Annotated in this window: 25 protein-coding genes; 13 read left to right on the forward strand and 12 right to left on the reverse strand. The window is 62.2% G+C overall.

Annotation, left to right across the window (positions count from 1 at the left end):
* The first annotated feature begins 11 nt into the window (after positions 1 to 11).
* The 3 genes from FV139_RS09660 to FV139_RS09670 are packed head-to-tail and all read left to right on the forward strand — an operon-like array spanning position 12 to position 5,228.
* Positions 12 to 1,250: a PQQ-dependent sugar dehydrogenase gene (locus tag FV139_RS09660; RefSeq protein ID WP_187276470.1), complete on the forward strand. Its 1,239-nt coding sequence runs from the start codon at positions 12 to 14 to the stop codon at positions 1,248 to 1,250.
* Positions 1,250 to 2,917 (forward strand): VRR-NUC domain-containing protein, encoded by a 1,668-nt coding sequence (locus tag FV139_RS09665; RefSeq protein ID WP_148068230.1) that lies wholly within the window; start codon positions 1,250 to 1,252, stop codon positions 2,915 to 2,917. The genes FV139_RS09660 and FV139_RS09665 overlap by 1 nt, the downstream gene beginning before the upstream one ends.
* Positions 2,910 to 5,228: an ATP-dependent DNA helicase gene (locus tag FV139_RS09670; protein ID WP_148068231.1), complete on the forward strand. Its 2,319-nt coding sequence runs from the start codon at positions 2,910 to 2,912 to the stop codon at positions 5,226 to 5,228. Before FV139_RS09665 ends, FV139_RS09670 begins: the two co-directional genes overlap by 8 nt.
* Here the strand turns inward: FV139_RS09670 and FV139_RS09675 are convergent.
* Genes FV139_RS09675 through FV139_RS09685 form a run of 3 tightly spaced genes read right to left on the reverse strand, consistent with a single transcriptional unit; the run spans position 5,212 to position 8,521 of the window.
* Entirely contained in the window at positions 5,212 to 6,477 is a 1,266-nt protein-coding gene (locus FV139_RS09675; protein ID WP_148068232.1) for an SAM-dependent methyltransferase, read from the reverse strand. The two genes, FV139_RS09670 and FV139_RS09675, sit on opposite strands and share 17 nt — an antisense overlap.
* Positions 6,474 to 7,262: a DUF1365 domain-containing protein gene (locus FV139_RS09680; RefSeq protein ID WP_235898608.1), complete on the reverse strand. Its 789-nt coding sequence runs from the start codon at positions 7,260 to 7,262 to the stop codon at positions 6,474 to 6,476. Before FV139_RS09680 ends, FV139_RS09675 begins: the two co-directional genes overlap by 4 nt.
* Complete coding sequence (locus tag FV139_RS09685) at positions 7,259 to 8,521, reverse strand: NAD(P)/FAD-dependent oxidoreductase (RefSeq protein ID WP_148068233.1); 1,263 nt, start codon at positions 8,519 to 8,521, stop codon at positions 7,259 to 7,261. Before FV139_RS09685 ends, FV139_RS09680 begins: the two co-directional genes overlap by 4 nt.
* 168 nt (positions 8,522 to 8,689) lie before the next feature.
* Here FV139_RS09685 and FV139_RS09690 point away from each other — a divergent pair, with 168 nt between their 5' ends.
* From FV139_RS09690 to FV139_RS09735, 10 genes are all read left to right on the forward strand, one after another.
* Positions 8,690 to 9,283 (forward strand): RNA polymerase sigma factor, encoded by a 594-nt coding sequence (locus FV139_RS09690; RefSeq protein WP_148068234.1) that lies wholly within the window; start codon positions 8,690 to 8,692, stop codon positions 9,281 to 9,283.
* Between the two features lie 4 nt (positions 9,284 to 9,287).
* The gene (locus tag FV139_RS09695) at positions 9,288 to 9,944 is read left to right on the forward strand and encodes a ChrR family anti-sigma-E factor (RefSeq protein ID WP_148068235.1); all 657 of its coding nucleotides are present in this window, start codon (positions 9,288 to 9,290) and stop codon (positions 9,942 to 9,944) included.
* A gap of 395 nt (positions 9,945 to 10,339) precedes the next feature.
* Positions 10,340 to 11,482 carry a Re/Si-specific NAD(P)(+) transhydrogenase subunit alpha gene (locus FV139_RS09700; RefSeq protein WP_148068236.1) on the forward strand — a complete coding sequence of 381 codons (1,143 nt, stop codon included), beginning with the start codon at positions 10,340 to 10,342 and terminating at the stop codon, positions 11,480 to 11,482.
* Between the two features lies 1 nt (position 11,483).
* Positions 11,484 to 11,765: an NAD(P) transhydrogenase subunit alpha gene (locus tag FV139_RS09705; protein WP_148068237.1), complete on the forward strand. Its 282-nt coding sequence runs from the start codon at positions 11,484 to 11,486 to the stop codon at positions 11,763 to 11,765.
* Between the two features lie 11 nt (positions 11,766 to 11,776).
* Complete coding sequence (locus tag FV139_RS09710) at positions 11,777 to 13,132, forward strand: NAD(P)(+) transhydrogenase (Re/Si-specific) subunit beta (protein WP_148068644.1); 1,356 nt, start codon at positions 11,777 to 11,779, stop codon at positions 13,130 to 13,132.
* Positions 13,133 to 13,365: 233 nt separating this feature from the next.
* The gene (locus FV139_RS09715; RefSeq protein WP_148068238.1) at positions 13,366 to 14,019 is read left to right on the forward strand and encodes an FMN-binding negative transcriptional regulator; all 654 of its coding nucleotides are present in this window, start codon (positions 13,366 to 13,368) and stop codon (positions 14,017 to 14,019) included.
* Positions 14,016 to 14,441, forward strand: coding sequence for a hypothetical protein (locus tag FV139_RS09720; RefSeq protein WP_148068239.1), 426 nt, complete (start codon positions 14,016 to 14,018; stop codon positions 14,439 to 14,441). Before FV139_RS09715 ends, FV139_RS09720 begins: the two co-directional genes overlap by 4 nt.
* A gap of 92 nt (positions 14,442 to 14,533) precedes the next feature.
* Entirely contained in the window at positions 14,534 to 14,917 is a 384-nt protein-coding gene (locus tag FV139_RS09725) for a GFA family protein (RefSeq protein ID WP_148068240.1), read from the forward strand.
* A complete protein-coding gene (locus FV139_RS09730) occupies positions 14,917 to 15,669 on the forward strand; it encodes a class I SAM-dependent methyltransferase (protein ID WP_148068241.1) in 753 nt (250 codons plus the stop codon). Before FV139_RS09725 ends, FV139_RS09730 begins: the two co-directional genes overlap by 1 nt.
* 35 nt (positions 15,670 to 15,704) lie before the next feature.
* Complete coding sequence (locus tag FV139_RS09735; protein WP_148068242.1) at positions 15,705 to 16,931, forward strand: serine hydrolase domain-containing protein; 1,227 nt, start codon at positions 15,705 to 15,707, stop codon at positions 16,929 to 16,931.
* Positions 16,932 to 16,969: 38 nt separating this feature from the next.
* Here the strand turns inward: FV139_RS09735 and FV139_RS09740 are convergent, their stop codons facing one another.
* Genes FV139_RS09740 through ubiE form a run of 9 tightly spaced genes read right to left on the reverse strand, consistent with a single transcriptional unit; the run spans position 16,970 to position 23,944 of the window.
* Entirely contained in the window at positions 16,970 to 18,733 is a 1,764-nt protein-coding gene (locus FV139_RS09740) for an ABC transporter transmembrane domain-containing protein (RefSeq protein ID WP_148068243.1), read from the reverse strand.
* A gap of 1 nt (position 18,734) precedes the next feature.
* Positions 18,735 to 19,502 (reverse strand): twin-arginine translocase subunit TatC, encoded by a 768-nt coding sequence (tatC, locus tag FV139_RS09745; protein WP_148068244.1) that lies wholly within the window; start codon positions 19,500 to 19,502, stop codon positions 18,735 to 18,737.
* A complete protein-coding gene (gene tatB / locus FV139_RS09750) occupies positions 19,499 to 19,837 on the reverse strand; it encodes a Sec-independent protein translocase protein TatB (RefSeq protein WP_148068245.1) in 339 nt (112 codons plus the stop codon). The genes tatC and tatB overlap by 4 nt, the downstream gene beginning before the upstream one ends.
* A gap of 3 nt (positions 19,838 to 19,840) precedes the next feature.
* The gene (tatA, locus tag FV139_RS09755) at positions 19,841 to 20,071 is read right to left on the reverse strand and encodes a Sec-independent protein translocase subunit TatA (RefSeq protein WP_148068246.1); all 231 of its coding nucleotides are present in this window, start codon (positions 20,069 to 20,071) and stop codon (positions 19,841 to 19,843) included.
* Positions 20,072 to 20,123: 52 nt separating this feature from the next.
* The gene (locus tag FV139_RS09760; protein WP_148068247.1) at positions 20,124 to 20,474 is read right to left on the reverse strand and encodes a phosphoribosyl-ATP diphosphatase; all 351 of its coding nucleotides are present in this window, start codon (positions 20,472 to 20,474) and stop codon (positions 20,124 to 20,126) included.
* Entirely contained in the window at positions 20,474 to 20,872 is a 399-nt protein-coding gene (hisI, locus tag FV139_RS09765) for a phosphoribosyl-AMP cyclohydrolase (RefSeq protein ID WP_148068248.1), read from the reverse strand. Before hisI ends, FV139_RS09760 begins: the two co-directional genes overlap by 1 nt.
* Positions 20,873 to 20,907: 35 nt before the next feature.
* The gene (gene ubiB / locus FV139_RS09770) at positions 20,908 to 22,566 is read right to left on the reverse strand and encodes a ubiquinone biosynthesis regulatory protein kinase UbiB (RefSeq protein ID WP_148068249.1); all 1,659 of its coding nucleotides are present in this window, start codon (positions 22,564 to 22,566) and stop codon (positions 20,908 to 20,910) included.
* A complete protein-coding gene (locus FV139_RS09775) occupies positions 22,563 to 23,195 on the reverse strand; it encodes a ubiquinone biosynthesis accessory factor UbiJ (protein ID WP_148068250.1) in 633 nt (210 codons plus the stop codon). Before FV139_RS09775 ends, ubiB begins: the two co-directional genes overlap by 4 nt.
* The gene (gene ubiE, locus FV139_RS09780; RefSeq protein WP_148068251.1) at positions 23,195 to 23,944 is read right to left on the reverse strand and encodes a bifunctional demethylmenaquinone methyltransferase/2-methoxy-6-polyprenyl-1,4-benzoquinol methylase UbiE; all 750 of its coding nucleotides are present in this window, start codon (positions 23,942 to 23,944) and stop codon (positions 23,195 to 23,197) included. The genes FV139_RS09775 and ubiE overlap by 1 nt, the downstream gene beginning before the upstream one ends.
* Between the last annotated feature and the right edge of the window lie 32 nt (positions 23,945 to 23,976).

The following is a 23,976-nucleotide window of genomic DNA, read 5'->3' on the forward strand; positions in this document are numbered from 1 at the left end:
GGAAGACCTGCATGCTGTTTCCTCACGCCACTCCCTGCTCGATCCTGCGCTCGACCTTGCGCCCGATCCTGCGCCCGCCCCGGCTGGCTGCCATGCTCGGTTTGTTGAGCCTCAGCCTGTTACCTGCCTGTGGCGTGACTGGCACGACGGAGGAAGTCCCTCCGGTTGCACCGGCCACGGAAGGCCTTGCCGACGCGACCGGCCCGGGCGCTCCCACCGGTATGCGGATGGTTACACTGGTCGACGGTCTTGACGAACCCTGGGGGATGGACTTCCTGCCGGATGGCAGCCTGCTTGTCACCGAGCAGGGTGGCGCACTGAAACTGGTGGATGGCAAAAACTACACGGTGACCCCGGTGACCGGTGTACCCAGCTCCGAGCGGGCGGGACAGGGCGGTTTGCTGGATGTGCTGGTACACCCGCAGTTTGCCGACAACGGCTGGGTCTATCTCAGCTACACCGTAACCGACGGGAGCGGTAAGTACAGTACCCGGGTCAGCCGTGCCAGGCTGGAGGGCGGCGCGCTGCAGGGCGTTGAGGAGATATTCACTGCCAAGCCTTTCTACCGTGAGCGCCGTCACTTCGGTTCCCGGCTGCTGCTGGCCGACGGCTACCTCTACATCACCATCGGTGATCGCGGCAACCGGGAGCAGGCCCAGAGCCTCGCCACCCACAACGGCAAGGTCATGCGCCTGCTCGAGGATGGCAGCATACCGCCGGACAATCCCTTTGTCGGAACCCAGGGCGCCCGGCCGGAGATCTGGACCTATGGTCACCGCAACCCCCAGGGAATGGCGCAGCACCCGACCAACGGCAGTATCTGGGTGACCGAGCACGGTCCCCAGGGCGGCGATGAGCTCAACGTCCTGCGCCCCGGCGCCAACTACGGTTGGCCCCTGGTGACCTATGGTGAAGAGTATGGCGGCGGCACGATTGGCGAGGGCACCCACCTCGAGGGTACGCAGCAACCACTGGTGTACTGGGTGCCGTCCATTGGCACGGGCAATATCGCGTTCTACACCGGAAACCTCTATCCCGGCTGGCAACCCTCACTGCTGGTGTCCGGTTTGAAGCTCACCCGGATCAGCCGCCTGGAACTGGAAGGTGACAAGGTCGGGAGTGAAACGCGACTGCTCGCCAACCTGGGCATGCGTATTCGCGACGTGCAGATCGGGCCCGACGGCAAGGTCTATGCCCTGGCGGGTGGTGCCCGCCTGATTCGCCTCGACCTGGGCCCCCAGGGTGGCTGATGAAGGCCGCGGCCGCCACTGCGGTTGAATTACCACCGCGTTACTATCTCGAGAACTTCCAGCGTCTGTGCGACACCGTGGAGGCGCAGTACGCCGACCTGCTGCACGATGAAGAGCGGGGTTGGCTGCAGCAGTTTCGCGACCTGCCAGAGGGCGCCCGATGCCTCTACCTCAGGTTGGCCTCCCGGGTCGGCCCCTGGTTTCGGCTGGAGCGGCTCGACTACCCGGAGATAGGCCCCCTCGAAGAGCCGGTGCTGGTCCTGGAGGTCGCGGGATTCCTGATTCGGGCCGACCGCCTTGAGGCCACCGAAGCCGGCCGGCTGTTTACCCGCGTAGAGCTGCGGCAGCGGTTTCCCGAACTGCTGCCGGCGGGCCGCGACAAGGCGGCGGATATCGCGTCGCTGGCCCTGTGGGCTGAAGGGGCGGGAGAGGAAGCGCTGCTCGCCGCCTGCGCCGGTAGCGATGTCCTGGTGGCGCCAACGCGGCTCGAATGGATGGGCCTGTTGCAGCTGCTGTTCTTTGGCAACCGTCGCCAGAGCCTGACAGAATTCATTCTCAGCGACCTCGGTGTCGCGCGTTATTACCCCTATCGACTGGACCGGGCGCACCGCCTGTTCCCGGACCGCGAAGCGGTGGACGACTACCTGGCTTGCGGAGCGCTGGCGGATCTCTACGCTGAATTACGTGAGCTGGAAGATAACGACGGCTTGCTGGAACTGGCCCGGCTGCTCACCGGGGTGAGGGTTGACCACGCTGCCAGTGAACGCCGCTGGTGGCGCCTCTTCAACCGGGTCGCGCGCCAGCTTGAGCGACTCGGCGAGTTGGAGCTGGCCCTGGCGCTCTATCGGCGCTCGCGCCTGCAACCGGCCCGGGAACGGGAGGCGCGGGTGCTCGAGGCCGGGGGAGACTGGCAGGCAGTGGTGGACCGCTGCGAGCAAATCCTGGCGGCTCCCTGGGGCGAGGAGGAGAGGGAAGCAGCGGCGCGCATTCTGCCCCGTGCCCAGCGCAAGCTCGGGCTGTCCCCGGTGACGCGGCGACGGGACAACTTTGCCCGAGTCGACCTGGTCCTGCCCCGCGGCGACGAGCGCGTCGAGGTCGCCACGGCCCTGGCCCTGTCGAGCGAATGGGAGACAGTGCACTACGTGGAAAATACGCTGGTCAACGGCCTCTTTGGCCTGGCCTTCTGGGACGAAATTTTCAGCCCGGTGCGCGGTGCCTTTCACAACCCTTTTCAGGCGGCACCGGCGGACATGTACGAGGGCGATTTCTATCCACGACGCCGGGCCTTGCTGGATCGGCGGCTGCGGGCGCTGGAGTGTGCCAATCTGGACGAGGAACTGGTCGCAGCCTGGCGCCGGCACGAGGGCCTGCAGTGTCGCTGGATCAACTGGCGCTTCCTGTCCCTGCCACTGCTGGAGCAGGCGCTTGCCTGTATGCCGGCAGCGCACTTGCTGGCGATGTGGCGGCGCATGTTGTTCGACCCGGCGGAATATCGGCGCGGGTTTCCCGACCTGCTGGCCCTGGGGAGTGCGCCGGGGGATTACTGCATGATTGAGGTCAAAGGCCCGGGGGACGCATTGCAGGAGAGTCAGAAGCGCTGGCTGCGGGTCTTCGGCGAGGAAAATATTCCGGCCACAGTCGCTTGGGTGCAGTGGCTGGATGACTGAATTTACGGTTTCAGTACGCGAACTCGCGGCCTTCTGCTTTCGCAGTGGCGATATCGATCACCGCCTGCGCCCGGCGCCCGATGCGCGCGAGGGCATCGAAGGGCACCAGCGCATCTACCGTAAACGACCCGGGAGTTACCTGCCGGAGTATGGGGTCGAGCTCCGCTGCAACCCGGCCGGAATGCCCATCGTCCTGCGCGGGCGCGCTGATGGTTTCGACCCCGACGCGGCCCTGGTCGAGGAGATTAAAACCTGTCGTGTGGACCCGGCGACCCTGCCCGAGGCGTTGACCCGGGCACATCTCGCCCAGGCGCGTCTCTACGCCGCGTTGATCGCGCAGGAGCGGGACCTGGCAGAACTCGAGGTGCGCCTGACCTGGTTGCACATCGACGAGGACCGCGAATATCCCCTCAGCCAGCACTACACCCGCGACGAGCTGGAGGCCTTCCTGGAGGATGCTCTCACCCGCTTCTCGGGTTGGCTGGCGCAGGTGCTGGCGCTGCGCGTAGCGCGGGATGCCAGCCTCGCCTCCCTGCCCTTTCCACATGGGGAATTTCGTTCCGGTCAAAGGGATCTGGCGGAGCGGGTGTACAAGTGCATCGACCGCGGCGGGCGCCTGCTGCTCGAGGCGCCCACGGGTATCGGCAAAACCGCCGCGGTACTGTACCCAGCGCTGCTGGCAATGGGCCGCGGCAAGCATGAACGGGTGATCTTCTGTACCGCCAAGCGCTCCGGTCGGCGGTCGGCCGAGCAGACACTCGAGCTGTTCGGGCAAAATGGTTACCGAGGTACTTCCCTCAGTCTGTCAGCCAAAGACCGCGTCTGCCTGTCGCCGGGGAAAGCCTGTCACGGGGACGACTGCCCCTACGCGCGAGGCTATTACGATCGCCTGCCTGCCGCCATGCAGGCGGCGCTAGCGGTGCCAAACCTGAGCCAGGACGCGCTGCAGGCGCTGGCCGTGGAACACAACGTGTGCCCCTATGAACTGGCCTGGGACCTGCTGCCCTGGGTGGATGTGGTGATTGCCGATGTCCACTACCTCTACAGTTTCAGCCCCGCACTGGCGCCCGCGGCCGGTGATGGGGGCCGCCGCAGCACCGTGCTGCTGGACGAGGCCCACAACCTTCCCGAGCGCGCCCGGCGCATGTACAGCGCCCGCTTGCATCGGCGACGGGTACTGGCCGCCCGGCGTGAGTTGCCGGCCGGCCCGGTGCGCCGGGCCGTTGAGCGTTTCAACCGGGCCCTGCTCGACGTGCAGAAGGCTGGCTGGGAGGGCGAGTACAGCCTCCGGGATGACCTGCCCGACAAGCTGCAACTGGGCCTTTACAACCTGGTGTCCGTCGTTGGAGAGGTAATGGCAAAACAGCCCCTGGCACTGGTGCGCCACACGGCCCTGATGGATGTGTACTTTGAGGCCCTGCAGTTCCAGCGCTGCCTCGAGAACTGGGGGCCGGAATATCGCTGCGAATTCAGCCTTGAGGACAAGGTAATCAGGGTGCGACTCAATTGCCTGGATGCCGGGCGACTGCTGGCGGAGCGGGCCAGCCGGGTTCACGCAGCCATTGCCTTCTCGGCCACCCTCAGCCCTTTTCCCTGGGCGCGGGAGTCCCTCGGCCTGCCGGAGGACACGGTCTGTTTCCGCGCCAGCTCCCCGTTCTCCCGCCGGCAATTGCAGGTAAGTGTGGCGAGCGATATCGACACCCGCTACCAGCAGCGCAGTGCGTCGCTGCCGATGCTTGCAGCGCGGCTGCGGCAGTGGCTGGAGGCGGTACCCGGCAACTGCCTGCTGTTCTTTCCCAGCTATCGCTACCTGCAGGACTGCCTGGTATCGCTGGGAGATGTACCGGGGCGCACCGTGCAGGCCCAGCAGGCCGGGGAGAGCGATGCGGAGCGTGAGGCACTACTGGAACTGCTGTCCCGGCGTCGTGACCTCGCGCTGTTCGCCGTTCTGGGAGGAAGCCTTGGAGAGGGCGTGGACCTGCCGGGTGACCTGCTCAGTAGCGTGGTGATCGTCGGTGTGGGTATGCCTGGCCTGGACCATGACAGCCGTGCCAGACAGCTTCTGTTCCAGCAGCGATATGGCGATGGTTTTGCCTACGCTTTCCTGTACCCCGGTATGCAGCGGGTAGCCCAGGCGATCGGCCGCGTGGTGCGCACCAGTGATGACCAGGGCCGTGCACTGCTGGTGGATACGCGCTTTGCCCAGCCCGGTTACCGGGAGTTACTGCCTCCCTGGTGGGATTACAGCGCACCTGTTCCCAGTGCGCCCGGTGCGCCAGATGCTCAAGATGCGGTCAGTCAGGCTGACTGAAACGGTATCCCGGTTTGGCGGCGGCGAATTGCACCGTGCCAATAATGCGCTCGCGGAACCCTCCTTCGCAGTAGCAGAGGTAGTACTCCCACATGCGGATGAAGCGCTCGTCGAAGCCCTGTGCCCGCACAGCGTCGAGCTGATCCATGAAGCGGTCGCGCCAGCACTTCAGGGTGGTGGCGTAGTCGGCCGTGATATCCCTCAGGTGTACCAGCTCCATATCAGTGTGACGGGCCAGCTGGTCTGTTATAACGGCCAGTGAAGGCAGGCAACCTCCCGGAAAGATATAGCGCTTGATGAAGTCCACCGAATCGCGGGCCTGCTTGTAGCGTTGCTGGGGAATTGTAATGACCTGAATGACCAGCTTGCCGGTGTCCTTGAGCAGCGCACTGCAGCGTCGGAAATACTCGCTGTAGTACTGGTGGCCCACGGCTTCGAGCATCTCGATGGAAACCAGTTTGTCGTACTGGCCGGTCAGCTGCCGGTAGTCCTCGCAGAGCACGGTCACCCGGTCCTCCAGCCCCGCCTGCTGTACCTGTTCCCTGGCATACTGGTACTGCTCGCGGGAAATGGTGGTTGTGGTCACCCGGCAGCCATAGTTGCGTGCTGCATGCAGCGCCATGCCGCCCCAGCCGGTACCGATCTCCAGCAGGTGGTCCTCTGGTGTGAGCTCGAGTTGGCGACAGAGTTCGTCCAGCTTGGCTTCGGCAGCGCTCTCCAGTGTCGTCGCGCCATCACTGAACAGTGCCGACGAGTACATCATTGATGGGTCGAGAAAGAGGGCGAAGAAGTCATTGCCCAGGTCGTAGTGAGCGCTGATATTTTTACGCGCCTGGGCGCGGGAGTTGCGATTGAGCAGGTGGGCGAATTTCAGCCCCCAGCGCAGGGGCAGGGTCTGGGTTGTCTCCATCTTGTCCATGGTTGGAACATTGGCGCAGAACAGCCGGGTAACACTGCCGAGGTCGGGAGTAGACCAGTCGCCGTCCATGTAACTCTCCCCGGCGGCGATCACCCCGCCGCTCAGCACGCGTTGCCAGGCCCTGGGGTGATGGACGTGAATTTCCGCCTGTGGACCTTCACCATTACCTCCCAATTGGAATGTCTCTCTTCCATCGCGGATCAGCAGTTCGCCAGCGCCCAGCCGCATCAGTACTTTTAGCAGTAGCTTGCGCGACAGGCTCTCGCGGGGGGCTATCTCCGTCGCGTTGGAGGCGGTGGCAGTGGGGCTGAGTGAAGACTGGCTATTCATTGGCTGCTCCGGTCACAGGATTCTTTTGCTGAGTGAAGGTCTGGGTGTGAATAGAATGGAATGCGCTTGGCGAACAGTTTCAGGGCCTGCCAGTAGATGCCCAGGCCGACTGTGGCAGTCATCATCGGGTAGCGCAGTAGAGCACTGTGCAGGCTCCGGCGGTTCCAGGGGCGCGCCTCGAGGGAGAGACAGGCGTCGAAGACGCGTTCACCCGCGGTGCTGTTCGCCAGGTGCAGGCGCAACTGGTCCCCGGGGACGTTGCTGCGCCAGTGATAGCGCATGTTCATCGGCTGAAACGGTGACACATGGAAGGCCTTGTCGAAATCGGAGCGCAACCAGCCTCGTGCCTGTTCTGGCCCGGGAATGACGTAACTGTGGCGCTCGTTCCACGGCGTGTTGGTGACTTCCGCCAGGATATGTTCCAGCCGGGTTTCGTCCTGATTGAAACAGTAGTAACAGGCGATCGGATTCATGTTAAAGCCGAAATACCGGAGGTTGGCCAGCAGGTAGATCGGGCCGGAGGGGCACTGGCCGGTTGCCTCCAGCACCCGCTGGCGGATGGCGTCGTCCAGGGGAATTTCCGGGTCGCCAAAAAAGTCCGAGCGCCGGAAACTGGCCGGTGTCCGACCTTCGTTCGACCACAGGGGGCTGCAATTGAAGAGCCGTGGAAGCTCCTCCAGGCACAGGTAGGGCATGAACACGCGATAGCGAAACTGGTGACCCCGGGGCAGGTGGCGGCGGTGTTGCAGCCAGCCCTCGTACAGGCGGGATCTCAATTCACTCACGCCGCCGCCTGCCTGTGGCTCTGGAGTGTGTTGGCGACCCGCAGGGCGCTGCTGACCCCGTCTTCGTGGAAGCCGTTGTGCCAGTAGGCACCGCAGTACCAGGTGTCGCGCACGCCGTTGATGTCTCCCCAGCGCTGCTGGGCTGCTATGCCCTGGAGCGAGAACACGGGGTGGTCGTAGCGGAATCTTCCCAGGATTTTGTGCGGGTTGATGGCCTCGGTGTGGTTGAGAGTGACGCAAAAAGTCTCCGGTGCCTGGATGCCCTGCAGGATATTCATGTTGTAGGTAACCACTGCCCGGTCGCGGCTGGCGTCCAGGTGGTAGTTCCAGCTGCTCCAGACCTTGCGCTGCCGGGGCAGCAGGCGGGTGTCGGTGTGCAGCACCACGTCATTGGCCTGGTAGGGCAGGGCGCCGAGGACTTCCCGCTCGGCGCTGGTCGGGTCTTCCAGCAGGGCGAGAGCCTGGTCGGAGTGGGTGGCTATCACGACCTGGTCAAAGGTCTCGGTGCGTCCGTCGGCAAGCACGAGTTGTACCCCGCCGCCCGCGGGACGACGCACACTGGCGATGCCGCAGCTGGTATGGATGCGGGACTCGAAGCGCTGGCACAGGGGCCGCAGGTACTCCCGGGAGCCGCCTTCCACCACCCGCCACTGGGGGCGGTCTTTAACACTCAGGAGCCCGTGATTGCGGAAAAAGCGGAGAAAGAATTCCAGCGGAAAAGCCGCCACTGTCTCACTGTTGGCGCTCCAGATTGCCGAGGCCATGGCCACGAGGTAGTCGCGCTGGAACGCCTCGCCGTAGCCCCCGCGCTTCAGGTACTGGCCGAGGGTCTCTCCGGATTCGACGGCGCCTGCTTCCAGGTCTGCAACCGATTCCCGGTTGAAGCGCAGGATATCTCGCACCATGCCCAGGAAGCGTGGCTTGAACAGGTTGCGACGCTGGGCGAACAGGGTGTCGAGGTTGGTGCCGGAATATTCCAGCCCCGAGGCCGCGTCGCGCACACTGAATCCCATGGTAGTGGGACGGCTGCTGACCCCCAGTTCGTCCAGCAGGGCGATAAAGTTGGGGTAGGTCCAGTCATTGAAAACGATGAATCCGGTGTCAATGGCGTAACGGCGGGTACCCAGTTGCACGTCAACCGTGGCGGTGTGGCCGCCGACCCGCGGCGCGCTTTCGAATACGCTGACGCGATGTCTCGGGCTCAGGTAGTGGGCACAGGCAAGGCCGGAGATGCCACCGCCGATAACCGCTATGTCCATGCTTGTTGTCCTCCCTGTTCGACGGGGCTGCGCCAACGCGCCGCTGCTATGGCCAAGTTACGCCGGTGTTGCAGCGACGGATCAATAATATGTAGCAGTAAATCGGGTGATCCGCTTCTCCAATGTCATGCGTATACTCGATCACAGGCCAGTTAACGGGAGAGCCCGGTGTCACCAGAGGGCAAACACGGACAGGATAAACCGGGCGCAGAAGGGCGTGATGACGAGTGGAGTGAATGCCTCGTCGCCATTGCCAATAGCGGAGACAGGGCGGCCTTTACCCGGCTGTTTCGGCATTTTGCGCCCCTGATCAGGGGGTTTGCCCTGGCGGGTTCGAGGTTGTCGGCGAATTTGGCCGACGAACTGGTGCAGGAGGTCATGATCAAGGTGTGGCAGAAGTCTGCGGCATACGACCCGGCTCGCGCCGCAGCCAGCACCTGGATTTATACCATCGCGCGCAATAGTCGTACCGACCTGTTCCGGCGCCTGCAAAAGTTTGATACCCCGCTGGCCGCGGAGGATGTGGCCCCGGATTCGGGTAGCGAGGAGCCTTTTGAGCAGGTGCAGCAACGGCGCAACGGGCAGCGAGTGCGGGAACTGCTGGCAACATTGCCGGTGGACCAGGCGCAGATCCTGGCCAAGGTCTACATGGAAGGTAAATCCCATGCAGAGGCGGCGGCGGAACTTGACCTCCCTCTGGGGACCGTGAAATCACGGGTTCGGCTGGCCCTTCAGAAACTACAGTTACAGATGGCAAGTTAGCATTATGGCCAAACATCACCCCAACCTGGACTTTCTCACCGCCCACGCGGCGGGTTCACTGCCCCTGGCCCAGGCGGCCTGTGTGGCAGCTCATCTCAACTACTGTCGGGACTGCCAGCGCCTGGTGGACGGGCTGCAGGAAGTGGGAGCAGCCCTGTTTGAACAGGGAGTAGCGGAACCCGTGAACGAGCGCCTGCTGGATACGGTGCTGGCTCGTCTCGACGAGGAGCCTCCGCTGCATTTCGAGAACGTGCGCCCGGCTCCCAAGGCCCCGCCGCCCATACTGCAGCGCCTTATGCGGGGCGATTTCGCCGACCTGGTGTGGAAGAAGGTGACCCGAACCCTGTCTATCTCCTATCTGCGTACCGGCGATCCCAGCCACGAATTCGCCCTGTATCACATTCGCGCTGGTGGCCGTATTCCCCTCCATGCACATCGTGGTGACGAGATCACACTGGTGTTGCAGGGCGGGTTTTCCGATGCCGATGGCGATTACCACGCCGGCGACTTCCTGTTCCGCCAGGCGGGGGAGGAGTCCCACGCTCCCACCGCCCTGCAGTCTGAGGATTGCATCTGCCTCGGTGTTCTCGACGCACCGCTGCGCTTCACCAGCTGGGCTCATCGCTGGATGAACCCCTTCCTGCACCTGCGTCCGGGCTGAGTCAGCCCGGGCAGCCGCCCTTCACTACTCCGCCGTTGATTAAAAGAGTATCCCCTGCCTCCCCCAAATGCATGAGGGAGGGGAGTCTTGATCCTACGAGTCTATATATTTGGAATTTGCTGCCATTGTTTGGCGCTGCGGGGCCAGTAGAGTAGTGGCTTGAGCGTGCCTGGTATAAGGTGCGCGGCCGCCCGCGAGTCGCGTTATGGATTCAGAGGATGAATGGCGGGCATAGTTACGGCGTCGTGCCGGGCTGTGCTACAGTCGTTCGCCGCTTTTTTCAGGGGGCTGTATTTAGCGTTAGCCGCCGGGCGGTATAGACAAGTAGCTCGAAGAAGTTACTGCAGAAACCAACAACGTACAAGCTTAGACACACAGGTATGGGGTAAATATCTATGCGCATCGCAATACCCAAGGAGACCCACCCCGGGGAGAACCGTGTACCGGTCATCCCGGAAACGGTGAAAAAGCTCTGCCTGCTCGGCGCCGAGGTCGTTATCGAACCCGGCATGGGCACAGGCTCCGGCTTCTCCGACGAGCACTATCTTGACGCCGGCGCCAGCATCCAGCCGGACCGCAACAAACTGTTTGCCGAGGCGGAAGTATTACTGCGCCTGCGCAAACCGACGCTGGAGGAGGTCCCCATGATTCCCTCCGGCTGTGTCCACATCAGCTATCTCGACCCCTTCAACGAGCACGAGCTGGTGCGGGCCCTGCAGCAGCAGGGGGTGACGGCGATCAGCATGGAAATGATTCCGCGGACCACCCGCAGCCAGAAAATGGACGCCCTGAGCTCCCAGGCCAACCTGGCGGGCTATGTCACGGTACTGCTGGCGGCGAACCACCTGCCCAGCATCCTGCCGATGATGATGACCCCGGCGGGCACCCTGAAGCCGGCCAAGGTATTTATCCTCGGTGCCGGCGTGGCGGGCCTGCAGGCCATTGCCACCGCCAAGCGCCTTGGCGCCAAGGTGACGGCCTTTGATACCCGCCCCGTGGTGGCCGAGCAGGTGCAGTCCCTGGGCGCCACCTTCCTTGAGATCGACCTCGGCGATACCGGCGAGACCGCCGGCGGTTATGCCACCGAGCTGACTCCGGAGCAGATCGAGAAGCAGCGCCAGGCCCAGAAAGATGTGATCGCCCAGTCCGACGTGGTGATCACCACCGCCCAGGTCTTTGGCCGCAAGCCACCTGTACTGGTCACCCGTGACATGGTGGAGGGCATGCAACCCGGCTCCGTCATCGTCGACATGGCCGCCGAGACCGGCGGTAACGTGGAGGGCTCTGTCCCCGGTGAAACCGTGGAAGTCAACGGTGTGAAGATCATCGGCCAGGCCAACCTGCCCAACAACGTCTGCCGCGATGCGAGCAAGATGTACTCCAGCAACCTGTTCAACCTGGTGGAAGACGTCTGGGACAAGGAGAGCAAACGCTTCGTGGTCGACTTCGAACACGACATCCTGCCCGGCTGCATCATCACCCACGGCGGTGAGGTGACCAACGCAACCATCAAGAACATTCTGGAGGGGGGTAACTGATATGGAAGCCGTATTCCTGACATTCATCCTCATGCTGTCCATCTTTGTGGGCTTCGAGCTGATCAACAAGGTGCCCGCAACCCTGCACACCCCGCTGATGTCCGGTGCCAACGCGATCTCCGGCATCACCGTGGTGGGCGCGATTTCCCTGGCCGGTACCGGCCAGCACGACCTGGCCAACTGGCTGGGGGCGGCCGCCGTGGCCCTGGCCACCATCAACGTGGTGGGTGGCTACCTGGTAACTGACCGCATGCTCGCCATGTTCAAGAAGAAGGGGGGTTGATTGTGGAAACGATGCAATTGATTACCCAGTTGGCCTATGTGGTCTCTGCCGCCCTGTTCATTTTTGGCCTGAAACTGCTGGGCTCCGCCGCCACCGCCCGTAAGGGCAACATGCTGTCATCGGTCGGTATGCTGCTGGCCATTGTGGCCGCCTTGCTCGACCAGGGCATCGTGGAGTTTCAGTGGATTCTGCTCGGCTTTGTGGTCGGCGGCGCTATCGGCGCGGCGGCGGCACGCCTGGTGCAGATGACCTCCATGCCGGAAATGGTGGCGCTGTTCAACGGCTTTGGCGGTATGGCCAGCCTGTTGGTGGGCGCCGCGGCGCTGAGCACGGCTACGGGCACCTTCACCCTGGTGACCATCGTGCTGTCCATCCTGATCGGCGGCCTGACCTTTACCGGCTCCCTGATCGCCTGGGGCAAACTGAGTGAAACCATCGGTTCCGGGGCGGTGATGTTCCGTGGCCAGCAGGTGGTGAACAGTCTGGTTGTGCTGGGCATTCTGGCCAGCGCCGTCATGTTCTGCCTGCAGCCGGAAAACCCGACCTGGCTCTACCTGGTGATCGGCCTGTCCCTGCTGTTCGGCATCATGGCGGTGATCCCCATCGGCGGCGCCGACATGCCGGTGGTGATCTCCCTGCTGAACTCCTACTCCGGCCTGGCGGCCTGTGCGGCGGGTTTCGCGGTGAACAACAACATCCTGATCGTGGCGGGTTCCCTGGTGGGAGCCTCTGGCATCATCCTCACCCAGATCATGTGCAAGGCCATGAACCGCTCCCTGAGCAACGTGCTGTTCTCCGGCTTTGGCAGTGTCAGCACCGAGGAGACCGAGATCGAGGGCGAGATCAAGCCGATCTCCGTCGAGGACGCCTACTACGTGCTGGAAGCCTCTTCCAACGTGGCCATCATCCCCGGTTACGGGATGGCGGTAGCCCAGGCCCAGCACGTGGTGAAAGAGCTGACCGAGCTGCTGGAAAAGAAGGGCGCGGAAGTGAACTTCGGGATCCACCCGGTGGCCGGCCGCATGCCCGGGCACATGAACGTGCTGCTCGCGGAAGCCGATGTCCCCTACGACCAGTTGCTGGAGATGGACGACATCAACCCGCGCATGGAAACCGTGGACGTGGCCATTGTGATCGGTGCCAACGACGTGGTGAACCCGGCGGCACGGGAGGTGGAGTCCTCGCCGATTTACGGCATGCCGGTGATCAACGTCGATTCGGCGCGCACCGTGTTCGTACTGAAGCGTTCCATGGCCTCCGGCTTTGCCGGCATCGAGAACCCGCTGTTCTACAAGGAGAACACGCGGATGCTGTTTGGCGATGCCAAGGAGTCGATTGGCGGCCTGATTCGGGAGCTGAGTGGCTAACGCTCCGTCTTCCGCTTCGGCGGGCTGCCCACTTACAAAAACGCCGGCCTTTGGGTCGGCGTTTTTGTTGTAGCAAAATGGTGCCAGTTCGTGGCTTGCGTTAGAGAAAACGGAGCCTTGCGCTTGATACATGGACTAAACTGGGCGAGAGAAACCAGTTTGCCGGACCGGCTTCCCGGCGGATATTCGGGATGTTCCTGAGAGCCTTGATGTAACCAGAGCAGGTAACCGAAGTGTACATTCCGAGTAAGTTCGAGCAGCACGACACAGAGCAACTCTCATTCCTTATTCGTCAATACCCCTTGGCTACGCTGGTGACACACACTGACTCCGGTCTGGACGCGATGCACTTGCCGATGTTGCTTTCTGGGGGTGGCGATGCGCTGTTTCTCAAGGGCCATATCGCCCGGGCGAACCCCCTCTGGAAATCGATAGGGGAGGGTGCCGAAGTACTCGTCGTGTTCAATGGCCCGAACTGCTATATCTCCCCGAACCACTATCCGACCAAGGCAGAGAACGGCCGGGTGGTGCCGACCTGGAACTATCTTGTGGTCCACGTGAAAGGCAGGATTTCATTTGTCCACGACACTGCCTGGATACACAACCTGGTGGATGAGTTGACGAGCGCCCATGAATCCGGGCGTGAGCATCCCTGGTCGATTGGTGATGCGCCAGAAACGTACACCCGGCAGCTGATTTCTGCCATTGTCGGTGTTCGTATTGAAGTCGGTACGATCACAGGGAAGTGGAAGCTCAGCCAGAATCAACCCGAGGTAAATCAGCAGGGTGTCGTACAGGGCTTGTTCTCTGGCGATGATCACAACGGGAAGGCTATTGCCTCGATAATTGCAGACAACTTTGACCTGAGGTCAGGTAAAGCGCCATGAAGCACTCGGTAACACAGGAAGATAATGAATTTGGCCGTCAGATAGAACGCTGCGAATTTCCGGTGGCAGACTTTGACCACCGCGCCCATGTGCGCCTGGCGTATATCTACCTGGTGCAGGCGGACAGTGCGCGTGCCGCGGTGGATTTGATGCGGTCTGCCCTGGTGGGGTTGTTGCGGCACGCGGGCGTGGACCCATCCGGGAAGTACCATGAAACACTCACCGAAGCCTGGGTCCTTGCCGTCGATCATTTCATGAACAAGACGGAGTCTTCCAATTCTGCGGATGAATTTATCGACCAGAATCCGCTACTGCTGGATTCCGGCATCATGCAATCCCATTACTCGGCCGAACTTCTGTTTTCGGACGAGGCACGCCGGAAATTTGTCGAGCCAAATCGGGAACCCATTCCCAGGTATTGACGCTCAGGCCTGATGTCGACCTGTCGAAATCTGCGTTCGCCATCCCCACCGGCGGCACTGGCGCCGCTACAATAGCTTGCAAGGAGAAATTTGTGATTCACCAGGGTAGTTGTCACTGTGGAGCCGTTACCTTTGAGGTAGATGCGCCAGAAGTCATCGAAGCGGACTATTGCAACTGTTCCATCTGCAAGAAGTCCGGGTATCTGCACCTGATCGTCCCCCTTGGGAAGTTCAGATTGCTCAGCGGGGAAGACTCCCTGTCGACCTATACGTTCAATACTGGTGTCGCCCAACATACCTTCTGCACACAGTGTGGCATCAAGCCTTTTTACACGCCCCGCTCCAATCCCGATGGTGTGGACGTGAATGTGCATTGCCTCGATACCGAGAACCTGGTGGTCAATGTCACTGAGTTTGACGGCCAGAACTGGGAGCAAAACGCCCAGAAGCTTGCACACAAGAGCAAGGAAGCGTAATGGATGACATTCGGCTGCTCATCGACCTCTTCAAAGGTAAGCTTCGGCAGGGGCCGGGTGGTGAGGCAGAGACCGTAATGGCAGTCGAGCTGGCGGGTATCGACCGTGGCGTTCCATTGGCCATTGCGGACATAGGCTGTGGTACAGGCGCTTCGACCCTGGCACTTGCCAGTCTGCTGAATGCCCATATTACCGCAGTCGACTTTCTCCAGGATTTTCTCGACGTGCTGGAGTCCAGGGCCCAAAGCGTGGGAGTGGCCGACAGGATTGATACGCTTTGCGCGTCGATGGAGGATTTGCCCTTTGTAGCTGAAGCTTTCGATGTTATCTGGTCCGAAGGCGCGATATACAACATGGGCTTTCAGAAAGGTGTGGCTGACTGGAGGAACTACCTCAAGCCCGGAGGGCTACTGGTGGTCTCCGAGCTCACCTGGCTGACCGGAACACGCCCTGCGGAGATTCAGCGTTATTGGGATTCCATCTATCCGGAAATCGACCTCGCTTCAGCAAAAATACGGATGCTGGAGCAGAGCGGCTACGCACCGCTCGGTTATTTTGCACTACCTGAACAATGCTGGCGGGAGAACTACTATCACCCACTGCAAACAGGCTTCGGAGATTTTCTCGAAAGAAATGGCAGCAGTGGGGGTGCGCTGGCCGTAGTGGAGGAGCAGCAGCGGGAAATCGCACTGTACGAGCGGTATAAATCTTATTACGGCTATGGCGTTTACATCGCCCGAAGGGTGGGTTGATGGGCGTCTGCAAACACTAACCTGCAGGGTAAAACATGAATAAGAAACCAATATCTATTTCCACCTGTGTCCTTGCTGTGGCCTTCGCTGCGACGGTGCAGGCTGCCGGAGTCACCATTGGGGGTACCGGTAGTGATGAGGAAGCCTCGGGAATGACGGCCATGTTTGCCGGCGACCGCTTCGAGAACTTCCGGCATATGGAGCGTTTTGTACCCACCTCGGAAGTGGCCCCTTCGACCACTCCCTGGAATCTTGGAGAGAGTCGTGACTCCTTGAGCTTCAGCGCAGACTTCCTGGGTGAGGACACCTCGCTGGAGGAGTTTATCGACCTGTCTGATACCTCGGCTTTTTTAGTGATCAAGGACGGCGCGATCATCTTTGAGCAGTACCGCCACGGCGATTCGCAGGACAGCCTGCATACCTCCTTCTCGGTGGCCAAGTCGTTTACCTCCGCCCTGCTTGGCATTGCGCTGTCGGAGGGCAGGATCGCCAGCCTCGATGATCCCGTGCGCAAATACCTGCCGGAACTGGACAGCCCGACCTTCGACGGGGTGACGGTCAAACACATACTGCAGATGTCGTCGGGAGTACAGTTCGATGAGACTTACACCGATCCGGAATCAGACATCAACCGGATGACCACCCTGGTCCCGCCGATGACCTATCTGGAGTACATCAACACGCTGGGACGGGCACAGGAACCGGGTACATTCAATCACTATGCCAGCATCAACACCCAGTTGCTGGGAATCCTGTTGGTGCGGGTGACGGGTGAGTCCCTGACAGATTACATGCATAGCCGGCTCTGGCAGCCGCTCGGTATGGAGCACAAGGGACTCTGGACCCTGGATTCCCAGGGCATTGAGATGGCCATGGGCGGACTTGCCGCCAGCGCCCGGGATTACGCCAAGCTCGGCCTGCTGTACCTGCAGGATGGCATGCGCGACGACACCCGTATTCTGCCCCGGGGGTGGGTCAAGGCGTCGGTGACCCCCGATGAGCCTCACCTGATGCCCGGGAAAAACCCGCAGTCATCCAATGAATCCGGTTACCAGTACCAGTGGTGGACACCGCGGAACTGGGATGGCGATTTTCTCGCCCGCGGCATCTGGGGCCAGAATATTTACGTGCACCCCGGCAACCGCGTGGTGATTGTCAAGCTGGCGGCGGACCAGAAAAACTTCGATCCGCGATACAAGCTGGCCTATATCGATTACCTGCAGGCCCTGGCGCAATCGCTGGACGATAGCGCCCAGCAGTAAGTTGTTGTCGCACCGGATCCGTGGGCTTGGAGAGCGAACTACCCTGCGGCCTGATCGGCCTCCCTGAACTGCAGGGAGGCCAGCCGGGCGTACAAGTGATTGTCCCGTAGCAGACTCTCGTGGGTACCGGTCGCTACTATCCGCCCCTGATCCATTACCGCAATCCGGTCGGCATGGAGGATCGTGGAAAGCCGGTGGGCAATGATTACCGTGGTGCGACCGCGCATGAGTTCCTGCAGTGCCTGCTGCACGTGGAATTCACTCTCGGTGTCCAGGGCGCTGGTCGCCTCATCCAGCAACAGGATGTCCGGGTCGTTGAGAATGGCCCGGGCAATGGCGATGCGCTGGCGCTGCCCGCCGGATAGCCGTACGCCCTGCTCGCCGAGGTGGCTGGCGTAACCCCCGGGCAATTGCTGGATAAAGTCGTGGGCGTGGGCGGCACGTGCCGCGGCGAACACGGCCTCATCACTGGCGTTCTCGCAGCCGTAGGCAATGTTGTAGCGAACATCGCCGGTGAACAGGGCGGGTTGCTGGGGCACCAGGGCGATGTGGGAGCGCAGGTCGTGCAGGCTGAAATCGCGGATGTCGCAGCCGTCCAGGGTGATGCGCCCGGCCTGGGGGTCGTAAAAGCGCTGCAATAATTCAAATACGGTGGATTTGCCGGCGCCCGAGGGGCCCACCAGGGCCAGGCTGCGACCGGCGGGTATATCGAGGCTGAAATCGTCCAGCGCCGCCTGGTCAGGTCTGGCGGGATAGGCAAAGCGCACGGCTTCAAACGCCATGCGGGCATTGGCCACGGGCTGGCTGGCATTCGCGATATCCTTTTCGAGAATGTCGCTGCGCTGGGCCAGCAACTCCAGCAGCCTCTCAGCTGCGCCGGCGGCCCGTTGTAATTCCCCCCATACCTCGGAGATGGTGGCAAACCCGGAGCCCACCATGATGGCGTAGAACACAAAGGCCCCGAGTTCACCGGCGCTCATGCGCCCGCTGATGACATCCTGGCCGCCGGTCCATAACATGGCGGCGAGGCCGCCGAACATCATGGCAATGGCGGCACAGATGAGCAGTGCACGCTGGCGTATCCGTCGTCGGGCGATAGCGAAGGCGCGTTCCACTTCGGCGTCGAAGGCGCGCGATTCAAAGTCCTCCTGGGTGTAGCTTTGCACTACCTTGATGTGCTGGATGATTTCGCCGGCGTAGCTGCCCACACTGGCGATGCTGTCCTGGCTTTTGTTCGACAGGGCGCGTACCCGGCGCCCGAACAGCAGGATCGGCATCAACACGGCGGGTACGCTGATGGCGATAATGAGGCTGAGCTTCAGGTTGGTGATGAACATCATCACCAGCGCGCCGGTAAGCGTAAGACAGCTGCGCAGTGCCATGCTGAGGGAGGAGCCAATGATGGTCTGCAGCAGGCTGGTGTCGGTGGTCAGGCGCGACATGATCTCGCCCGAGCGATTGGTTTCGAAGTAACCCGGGTGCAGCCGGACCAGGTTGTCGAACACGGCTTTGCGCAAATCGGCACTCACCCGTTCCCCCAGCCAGGACACCAGGTAGAAGCGGATGAAGGTCCCCAGGGCCATCGCCGCGGCGATACTGAGCAGCAGGGCGATGGCGGCCTGCAGGTCGGCGGTGGTACCGGCGCCAAAGCCGCGATCGATCAGTACCTGGATACCGCGCCCGAGGGCCAGGGTGGCGCCGGCGGTAAAGATCAGGGCGCAGGCGGCGGCGATGACACGTCCGCGATAGGGCTTGAGGAAGTGGCCGAGCGCCAGCAGGGGCGAACGCCCGGCAGTTGCCACCTCAGGCGCCGTCCTGTGCGTTGGCCTCGTCCTGGTCCTTGCGACGCTGGATAAACCGCCCGAAGAACACGCCCACTTCAAACAGGGCCCACATCGGTATTGCCAACAGCGATTGAGAAATCACATCTGGCGGTGTCAGCAGCATGCCGAAGACGAAACAGCCCACCACAATATAAGGCCGCTTTTTGACGAGATCATCCGGGGTGGTGATGCCAGCCCAGATCATCAGCACAGCGGCGATGGGAATCTCGAACGCCAGGCCGAAGGCGAAGAACAGCTTGAGTACGAAGTTCAGGTAGCTGTTGATGTCGGTCATGATGGTGATGCCTTCCGGCGCCACACTGGCAAAGAACCCGAACACCAGGGGAAAGACCACGAAGTAGGCGAACGCCGCACCAGCGTAAAACAGTGCGACGCTGGAGACCAGCAGGGGTATCGCCAGGCGCTTCTCGTGCTTGTACATGCCCGGGGCGATGAAGCTCCAGGCCTGGTACAGCACATAGGGTATGGCGCCAAACACCGCCGTGACCAGAGTGAGTTTGAAAGGCGTGAGGAAGGGCGAAGCCACCTCGGTGGCGATCATCCCAGCACCTTCCGGCAGGATGGCGCGCAGGGGCTCGGAGACGAAAGTGTAGATTTCGTTGGCAAAGGGGAACAGGCCAATGAACACCACCAGCACCGCCAGTAAGGCGCGCAACAGGCGGTCACGAAGTTCCGTAAGGTGAGCTACCAGCGGCAAGGGCTGGTCGTCGATATTCTGTTCACTCATTCCCGGGGTGTCTCGGGTTTGTCGCTGGACGGGGTTGAGGTTGGCGTAACCGGCTCGTTCAGTTCGCGCTCGACCTCCTGCCCGGCCTGGTCAACCTGCTGTTTGAATTTATCCACCTCGGCACCAACCTGCTCGCGGGTCTGTTTGAGTTCCTGCAGCACGGCATCGTTGTGCAGCTCCTGTTCGACTTCCTGGCGGATCTCATTGAAGCTGCGCTTGACGCGGCGCAGGTACACGGCGCCGGTGCGCACCGCGCCGGGCAGGCGCTCGGGGCCGATCACCAGCAGGGCGACGGTGGCGATCAGGACCAGTTCCAGGAAACCAATATCGAACACGGGTTATTTCTCTTTGCTGTCGTCCTGCCCGGGAGTCGGGCTACCCGGGTCGGGTTCCTCGGCTTCTTTCTTTTCCGTGTTGTCCTGGTCCTCGTCCTTCAGGCTGCTGCGGAAGCCTTTCACCGCACTGCCCAGGTCGCTGCCGAGGTTGCGCAGGCGCTTGGTGCCAAACAGCATGATCACGATCGCCAGAATGATCAGCAGCTGCCAGATACTGATACCGCCAATTCCCATGTGTCTCTCCTAGAGTTTGTTCAATACGCGTTCAATACACGAAGTTTCAATACTAATCTTGTTGCGTCCGGGCCGCTTTCTCCGCCAACCCGGACAGCCCGAAGCGCTGGCGCAGGCAGGCCAGGACTTCCGTGCTGGACAGGTCCAGGTGCGACAGCATGACCAGGCTGTGGAACCAGAGGTCGGCCACTTCGCCTACCAGTTCGTCACGCTGCCTGCTACGTTCGGCATCCTTGGCTGCGAGGATAACCTCGGTGGCTTCCTCGCCGATCTTTTCCAGAATCTTGTTCAGGCCCTTGTGATGCAGGCTCGCAACATAGGACTCAGCCGGATCGGCGTTGCGGCGTTGGGCCAGGGTCGCATCCAGCTGTTGCAGTGTGTCCAGGTCAGAAGAATTGCTCATCAGGATTTTCCGTAGATGGCCTCGGGGTCTTGTAACACCGGGTCGGTGACCTGCCATTCGCCATTTTCCAGACGTTGGTAGAAGCAACTGCGGCGCCCGGTGTGGCAGGCAATGTCGCCCACCTGTTCGACTTTCATCAACACCGTGTCGGCGTCGCAGTCGATACGCAATTCCTTCAGCTGCTGGACATTGCCCGAGGATTCACCCTTGCGCCAGAGCGCGCCGCGGGAGCGGGACCAGTAGATGGCCCGGCCTTCTCGCACCGTCAGTTCAAGGGCTTCGCGGTTCATCCAGGCGAGCATCAATACCTCGCCGGTTTGCCAGTCCTGGGCAATGGCCGGCACCAGGCCCTGCTCGTTCCATTTCAGTGAGGCGGCTTGTGAAGAAATATCATTCATCGGTGTGTTCCTGTGGCCGGGCATTATGGCACAGGCTAGTCCGGGTTGCGCGGCCAGCCCAGGGCCAGCGCAGCCGCGGCCAGCAGCCAGCTTACCGGCGGCGCCTGGGCGATGAGCTCGCGTCCGTCGGGCCAGGCGAGCAGGGCAGCCGCACCGCAGGCCAGGGCGGCGAGGAGTTGGCGGCGATGTTTGCTGGTCTGGCGCAGTTGTTGCTGGCGCAGGGCGGCCAGCTGTTGCTGCTGACTGTCCAGTTGGCGCTCGTTGTCACGGGACTGCTGCAGGTTGTCCAGCACGGCGTCCGGCAGGGCGGGCAATTGTTCCAGCCAGGAGGGCGCGTGCCGTTGCAGCCGTTTGAGCACGGACTGGGGCGAGTAGCGTTCTGTAACCCAGCGTTCCAGGTAGGGTTGGGCTGTGTCCCACAGGTTGAGGTCGGGGTAGAGCTCGCGGCCCAGGCCCTCGATATTGAGCAGGGTCTTCTGCAACAGGACCAGCGAGGGCTGTACTTCCATATCGAAGCGGCGGGCGGTGTGGAACAGGTAGATAAGCAGCTGGCCGAAGGAAATTTCCCGCAGCGGTCGTTCGAAGACCGGTTCGCAGACAGCGCGCATGGCCGATTCGAAGTCCTGCACCCGGGTGTGGGGTGGTACCCAGCCGCACTCCACGTGCAATTGCGCACACTCGTGGTAGTCCCGGTGGAAGATAGCGAGGAGATTGCGGGCCAGGTAGTACTGGTCCGAATCCGACAGGCTGCCAATGATGGCGCAGTCCACGGCGATGTAGGTCGGGTCGGCGGGATCGGTGGCGTCGACGAAGATGTTGCCCGGGTGCATGTCGGCGTGAAAAAAGCTGTCGCGGAAAACCTGGGTGAAGAATATCTCCACACCGCGCTCAGCCAGCAGTTTCAGGTCGACTCCGCGGGCCCGCAGGGTCGCCATGTCGGTCACCGGAATACCGTTGATGCGCTCCATGACATAAACGTTGCGGCAGGTGAAATCCCAGTAGACCTGGGGAATGTACACCAGCGGGCTGTCCTCCCAGTTGCGCCGCAGCTGGGAGGCGTTGGCCGCCTCCCGGCCGAGATCGAGCTCGTCGAGGATGGTGATTTCGTAATCGGAGATCACCTCCACCGGGCGCAGGCGGCGGCCGTCGGGCAGGTAGCGGGCCACCAGTCGGGCCAGGGTGTACAGCAGGGCCAGGTCCTGGCGGATCACCGGCTCGATATCCGGGCGGACTACTTTGACCACCACCTCCTCGCCCGTGGTCAGGGTTGCGGCGTGAACCTGGGCGACGGAGGCCGAAGCCAGCGGCCGGGCCTCGAATTGGGCAAACAGCTCGGTGACCGGCTTGCCGAGGGCGCGTTCGATGATCGCTACCGAATGGGCCTCGTCGAAGGGCGGTACCTCGTCCTGCAGCTTGGCCAGTTCCTCGGCAATGTCCGGCGGCAACAGGTCGCGCCGGGTGGACAGCATTTGCCCGAACTTGATGAAGACAGGGCCCAGCTCCTCCAGTGCCCGGCGCAGGCGTACCCCGCGGTTTTCCTGTGGGGCCGGCCCCAGGCGCCAGGGCGACAGGCGGAAGGCCAGGCGCAGCCAGGTGGGCAGGTGATCGGCCTCAAAGAACGTATCCAGGCGGTTGCGACCGGCCACACGCATAATCCGGATCAGCCGGCGGCCACGGGAGAACGTAAAGCTCATGCCTTCAGGCGCTCGATCCGGGCGCGCAGCCGGGCCAGTTTCGCCTCCACGCGTTCGCTGCGCTCCGCCAGTGCTGCCACATCGCGGTAGAAGTCCTCCAGTTCCAGTCGCGGCGGGCTGAGGCGGGCCTCCTCGTGGATGAACTCTTCGAGCTGCCGTTCAAGGCTGGCGTGGGCCATGCGGCCGTAACTGAACAGGCCGCGAAAGGCTTCGGCCAGCTGATGGCCGGCCACGTCGCCCAGGCTGTCGACCAGCGGGGCCTCCCAGTCGAGGTCCAGCCCGGCAAGGATTTTCTGGAGTTCGATGAGGGGGCCGCTGTCACCCTCCAGGGTCAGGTTGCCGTTGATCAGGGCGGCGGTGGGGTCGCTGGCGGTGGCGAGTTCTGCGAAATCGCCGGCTTCGCCACGCACCGCCGTAGTGACCTTGCCCTCCCAGTGGCCCGCCAGCTGGATACCCTCGGCCGTAGGCAGCAAAAAGGCCTGAAAGGGCGGGGTGGTGCAGTCCAGGGAAAACACGCAACCCTCCAGGCTGCCCAGCAATTCGCCGCTGCGCTGGTCCAGCGCCAGCGCGCGATTGATCCCCGTCTCCAGCGTTGCGAGGGCAGCAGTGTGCAGGGTCGGATCCGGCATCAGGCCTTCACGCCCCGGTGCAGGGCCACGATGCCACCCGTCAGGTTGTGGAATTCACAGCGGCTGAAGCCGGCGTCTTCCATCATCTGCTTGAGGGTTTCCTGGTCGGGGTGCATGCGAATGGATTCCGCCAGATACTGGTAACTCTCACTGTCGCCGGCCACCAGCTTGCCCATCATTGGCAGCACTTTGAAAGAGTAGTTGTCGTAGGCCTTGCCCAGCAGTTCGTTCTGCGGTTTGGAGAATTCCAGCACCAGCAGCCGGCCGCCGGGCTTGAGAACCCGTAGCATGGAGCGCAGGGCCAGGTCCTTGTCGGTCACGTTGCGCAGGCCGAAAGCGATGGTCACGCAGTCAAAGGTATCGTCGGGGAAGGGCAGGTACTGGGCGTCGGCCTGGACGAACTCGATATTGCCCTGGTTGCCGGTGTCGATGAGCTTGTCCCGGCCCACCGAGAGCATGGAGTCGTTGATGTCCGCCAGCACTACCCGGCCCTCGGGTCCGACGATACGGCTGAAGCGGGCGGCAAGATCTCCGGTGCCACCGGCAATGTCGAGAACGCTGTTGCCCTTGCGGACCCCGGACAGCTCGATGGTAAAGCGCTTCCAGATGCGGTGGATGCCACCGGACATCAGGTCGTTCATCAGGTCATAACGGGCTGCCACCGAGTGGAACACTCCCGCCACCATGCCGGCCTTGGCGTCCTTGTCCACTTCCTTGTAGCCGAAGTGGGTGGTCTGCTTGTCGCTCATGGGCCCTCCGCCCGGATGTCACTGAGCGCGCA

The organism is Parahaliea maris, assembly GCF_008064665.1.
Classification (GTDB): domain Bacteria; phylum Pseudomonadota; class Gammaproteobacteria; order Pseudomonadales; family Halieaceae; genus Parahaliea; species Parahaliea maris.

Excerpts from the sequence above, each read along its gene's own strand:
- FV139_RS09660 (WP_187276470.1), top strand. The coding sequence starts at position 12 with ATGCTGTTTCCTCACGCCACTCCCTGCTCGATCCTGCGCTCGACCTTG.
- FV139_RS09665 (WP_148068230.1), top strand. The coding sequence starts at position 1,250 with ATGAAGGCCGCGGCCGCCACTGCGGTTGAATTACCACCGCGTTACTAT.
- FV139_RS09670 (WP_148068231.1), top strand. The coding sequence starts at position 2,910 with ATGACTGAATTTACGGTTTCAGTACGCGAACTCGCGGCCTTCTGCTTT.
- FV139_RS09675 (WP_148068232.1), bottom strand. The coding sequence starts at position 6,477 with ATGAATAGCCAGTCTTCACTCAGCCCCACTGCCACCGCCTCCAACGCG.
- FV139_RS09685 (WP_148068233.1), bottom strand. The coding sequence starts at position 8,521 with ATGGACATAGCGGTTATCGGCGGTGGCATCTCCGGCCTTGCCTGTGCC.
- FV139_RS09695 (WP_148068235.1), top strand. The coding sequence starts at position 9,288 with ATGGCCAAACATCACCCCAACCTGGACTTTCTCACCGCCCACGCGGCG.
- FV139_RS09700 (WP_148068236.1), top strand. The coding sequence starts at position 10,340 with ATGCGCATCGCAATACCCAAGGAGACCCACCCCGGGGAGAACCGTGTA.
- FV139_RS09705 (WP_148068237.1), top strand. The coding sequence starts at position 11,484 with ATGGAAGCCGTATTCCTGACATTCATCCTCATGCTGTCCATCTTTGTG.
- FV139_RS09710 (WP_148068644.1), top strand. The coding sequence starts at position 11,777 with ATGCAATTGATTACCCAGTTGGCCTATGTGGTCTCTGCCGCCCTGTTC.
- FV139_RS09720 (WP_148068239.1), top strand. The coding sequence starts at position 14,016 with ATGAAGCACTCGGTAACACAGGAAGATAATGAATTTGGCCGTCAGATA.
- FV139_RS09730 (WP_148068241.1), top strand. The coding sequence starts at position 14,917 with ATGGATGACATTCGGCTGCTCATCGACCTCTTCAAAGGTAAGCTTCGG.
- FV139_RS09735 (WP_148068242.1), top strand. The coding sequence starts at position 15,705 with ATGAATAAGAAACCAATATCTATTTCCACCTGTGTCCTTGCTGTGGCC.
- tatC (WP_148068244.1), bottom strand. The coding sequence starts at position 19,502 with ATGAGTGAACAGAATATCGACGACCAGCCCTTGCCGCTGGTAGCTCAC.
- tatA (WP_148068246.1), bottom strand. The coding sequence starts at position 20,071 with ATGGGAATTGGCGGTATCAGTATCTGGCAGCTGCTGATCATTCTGGCG.
- FV139_RS09760 (WP_148068247.1), bottom strand. The coding sequence starts at position 20,474 with ATGAGCAATTCTTCTGACCTGGACACACTGCAACAGCTGGATGCGACC.
- hisI (WP_148068248.1), bottom strand. The coding sequence starts at position 20,872 with ATGAATGATATTTCTTCACAAGCCGCCTCACTGAAATGGAACGAGCAG.
- ubiB (WP_148068249.1), bottom strand. The coding sequence starts at position 22,566 with ATGAGCTTTACGTTCTCCCGTGGCCGCCGGCTGATCCGGATTATGCGT.
- FV139_RS09775 (WP_148068250.1), bottom strand. The coding sequence starts at position 23,195 with ATGCCGGATCCGACCCTGCACACTGCTGCCCTCGCAACGCTGGAGACG.
- ubiE (WP_148068251.1), bottom strand. The coding sequence starts at position 23,944 with ATGAGCGACAAGCAGACCACCCACTTCGGCTACAAGGAAGTGGACAAG.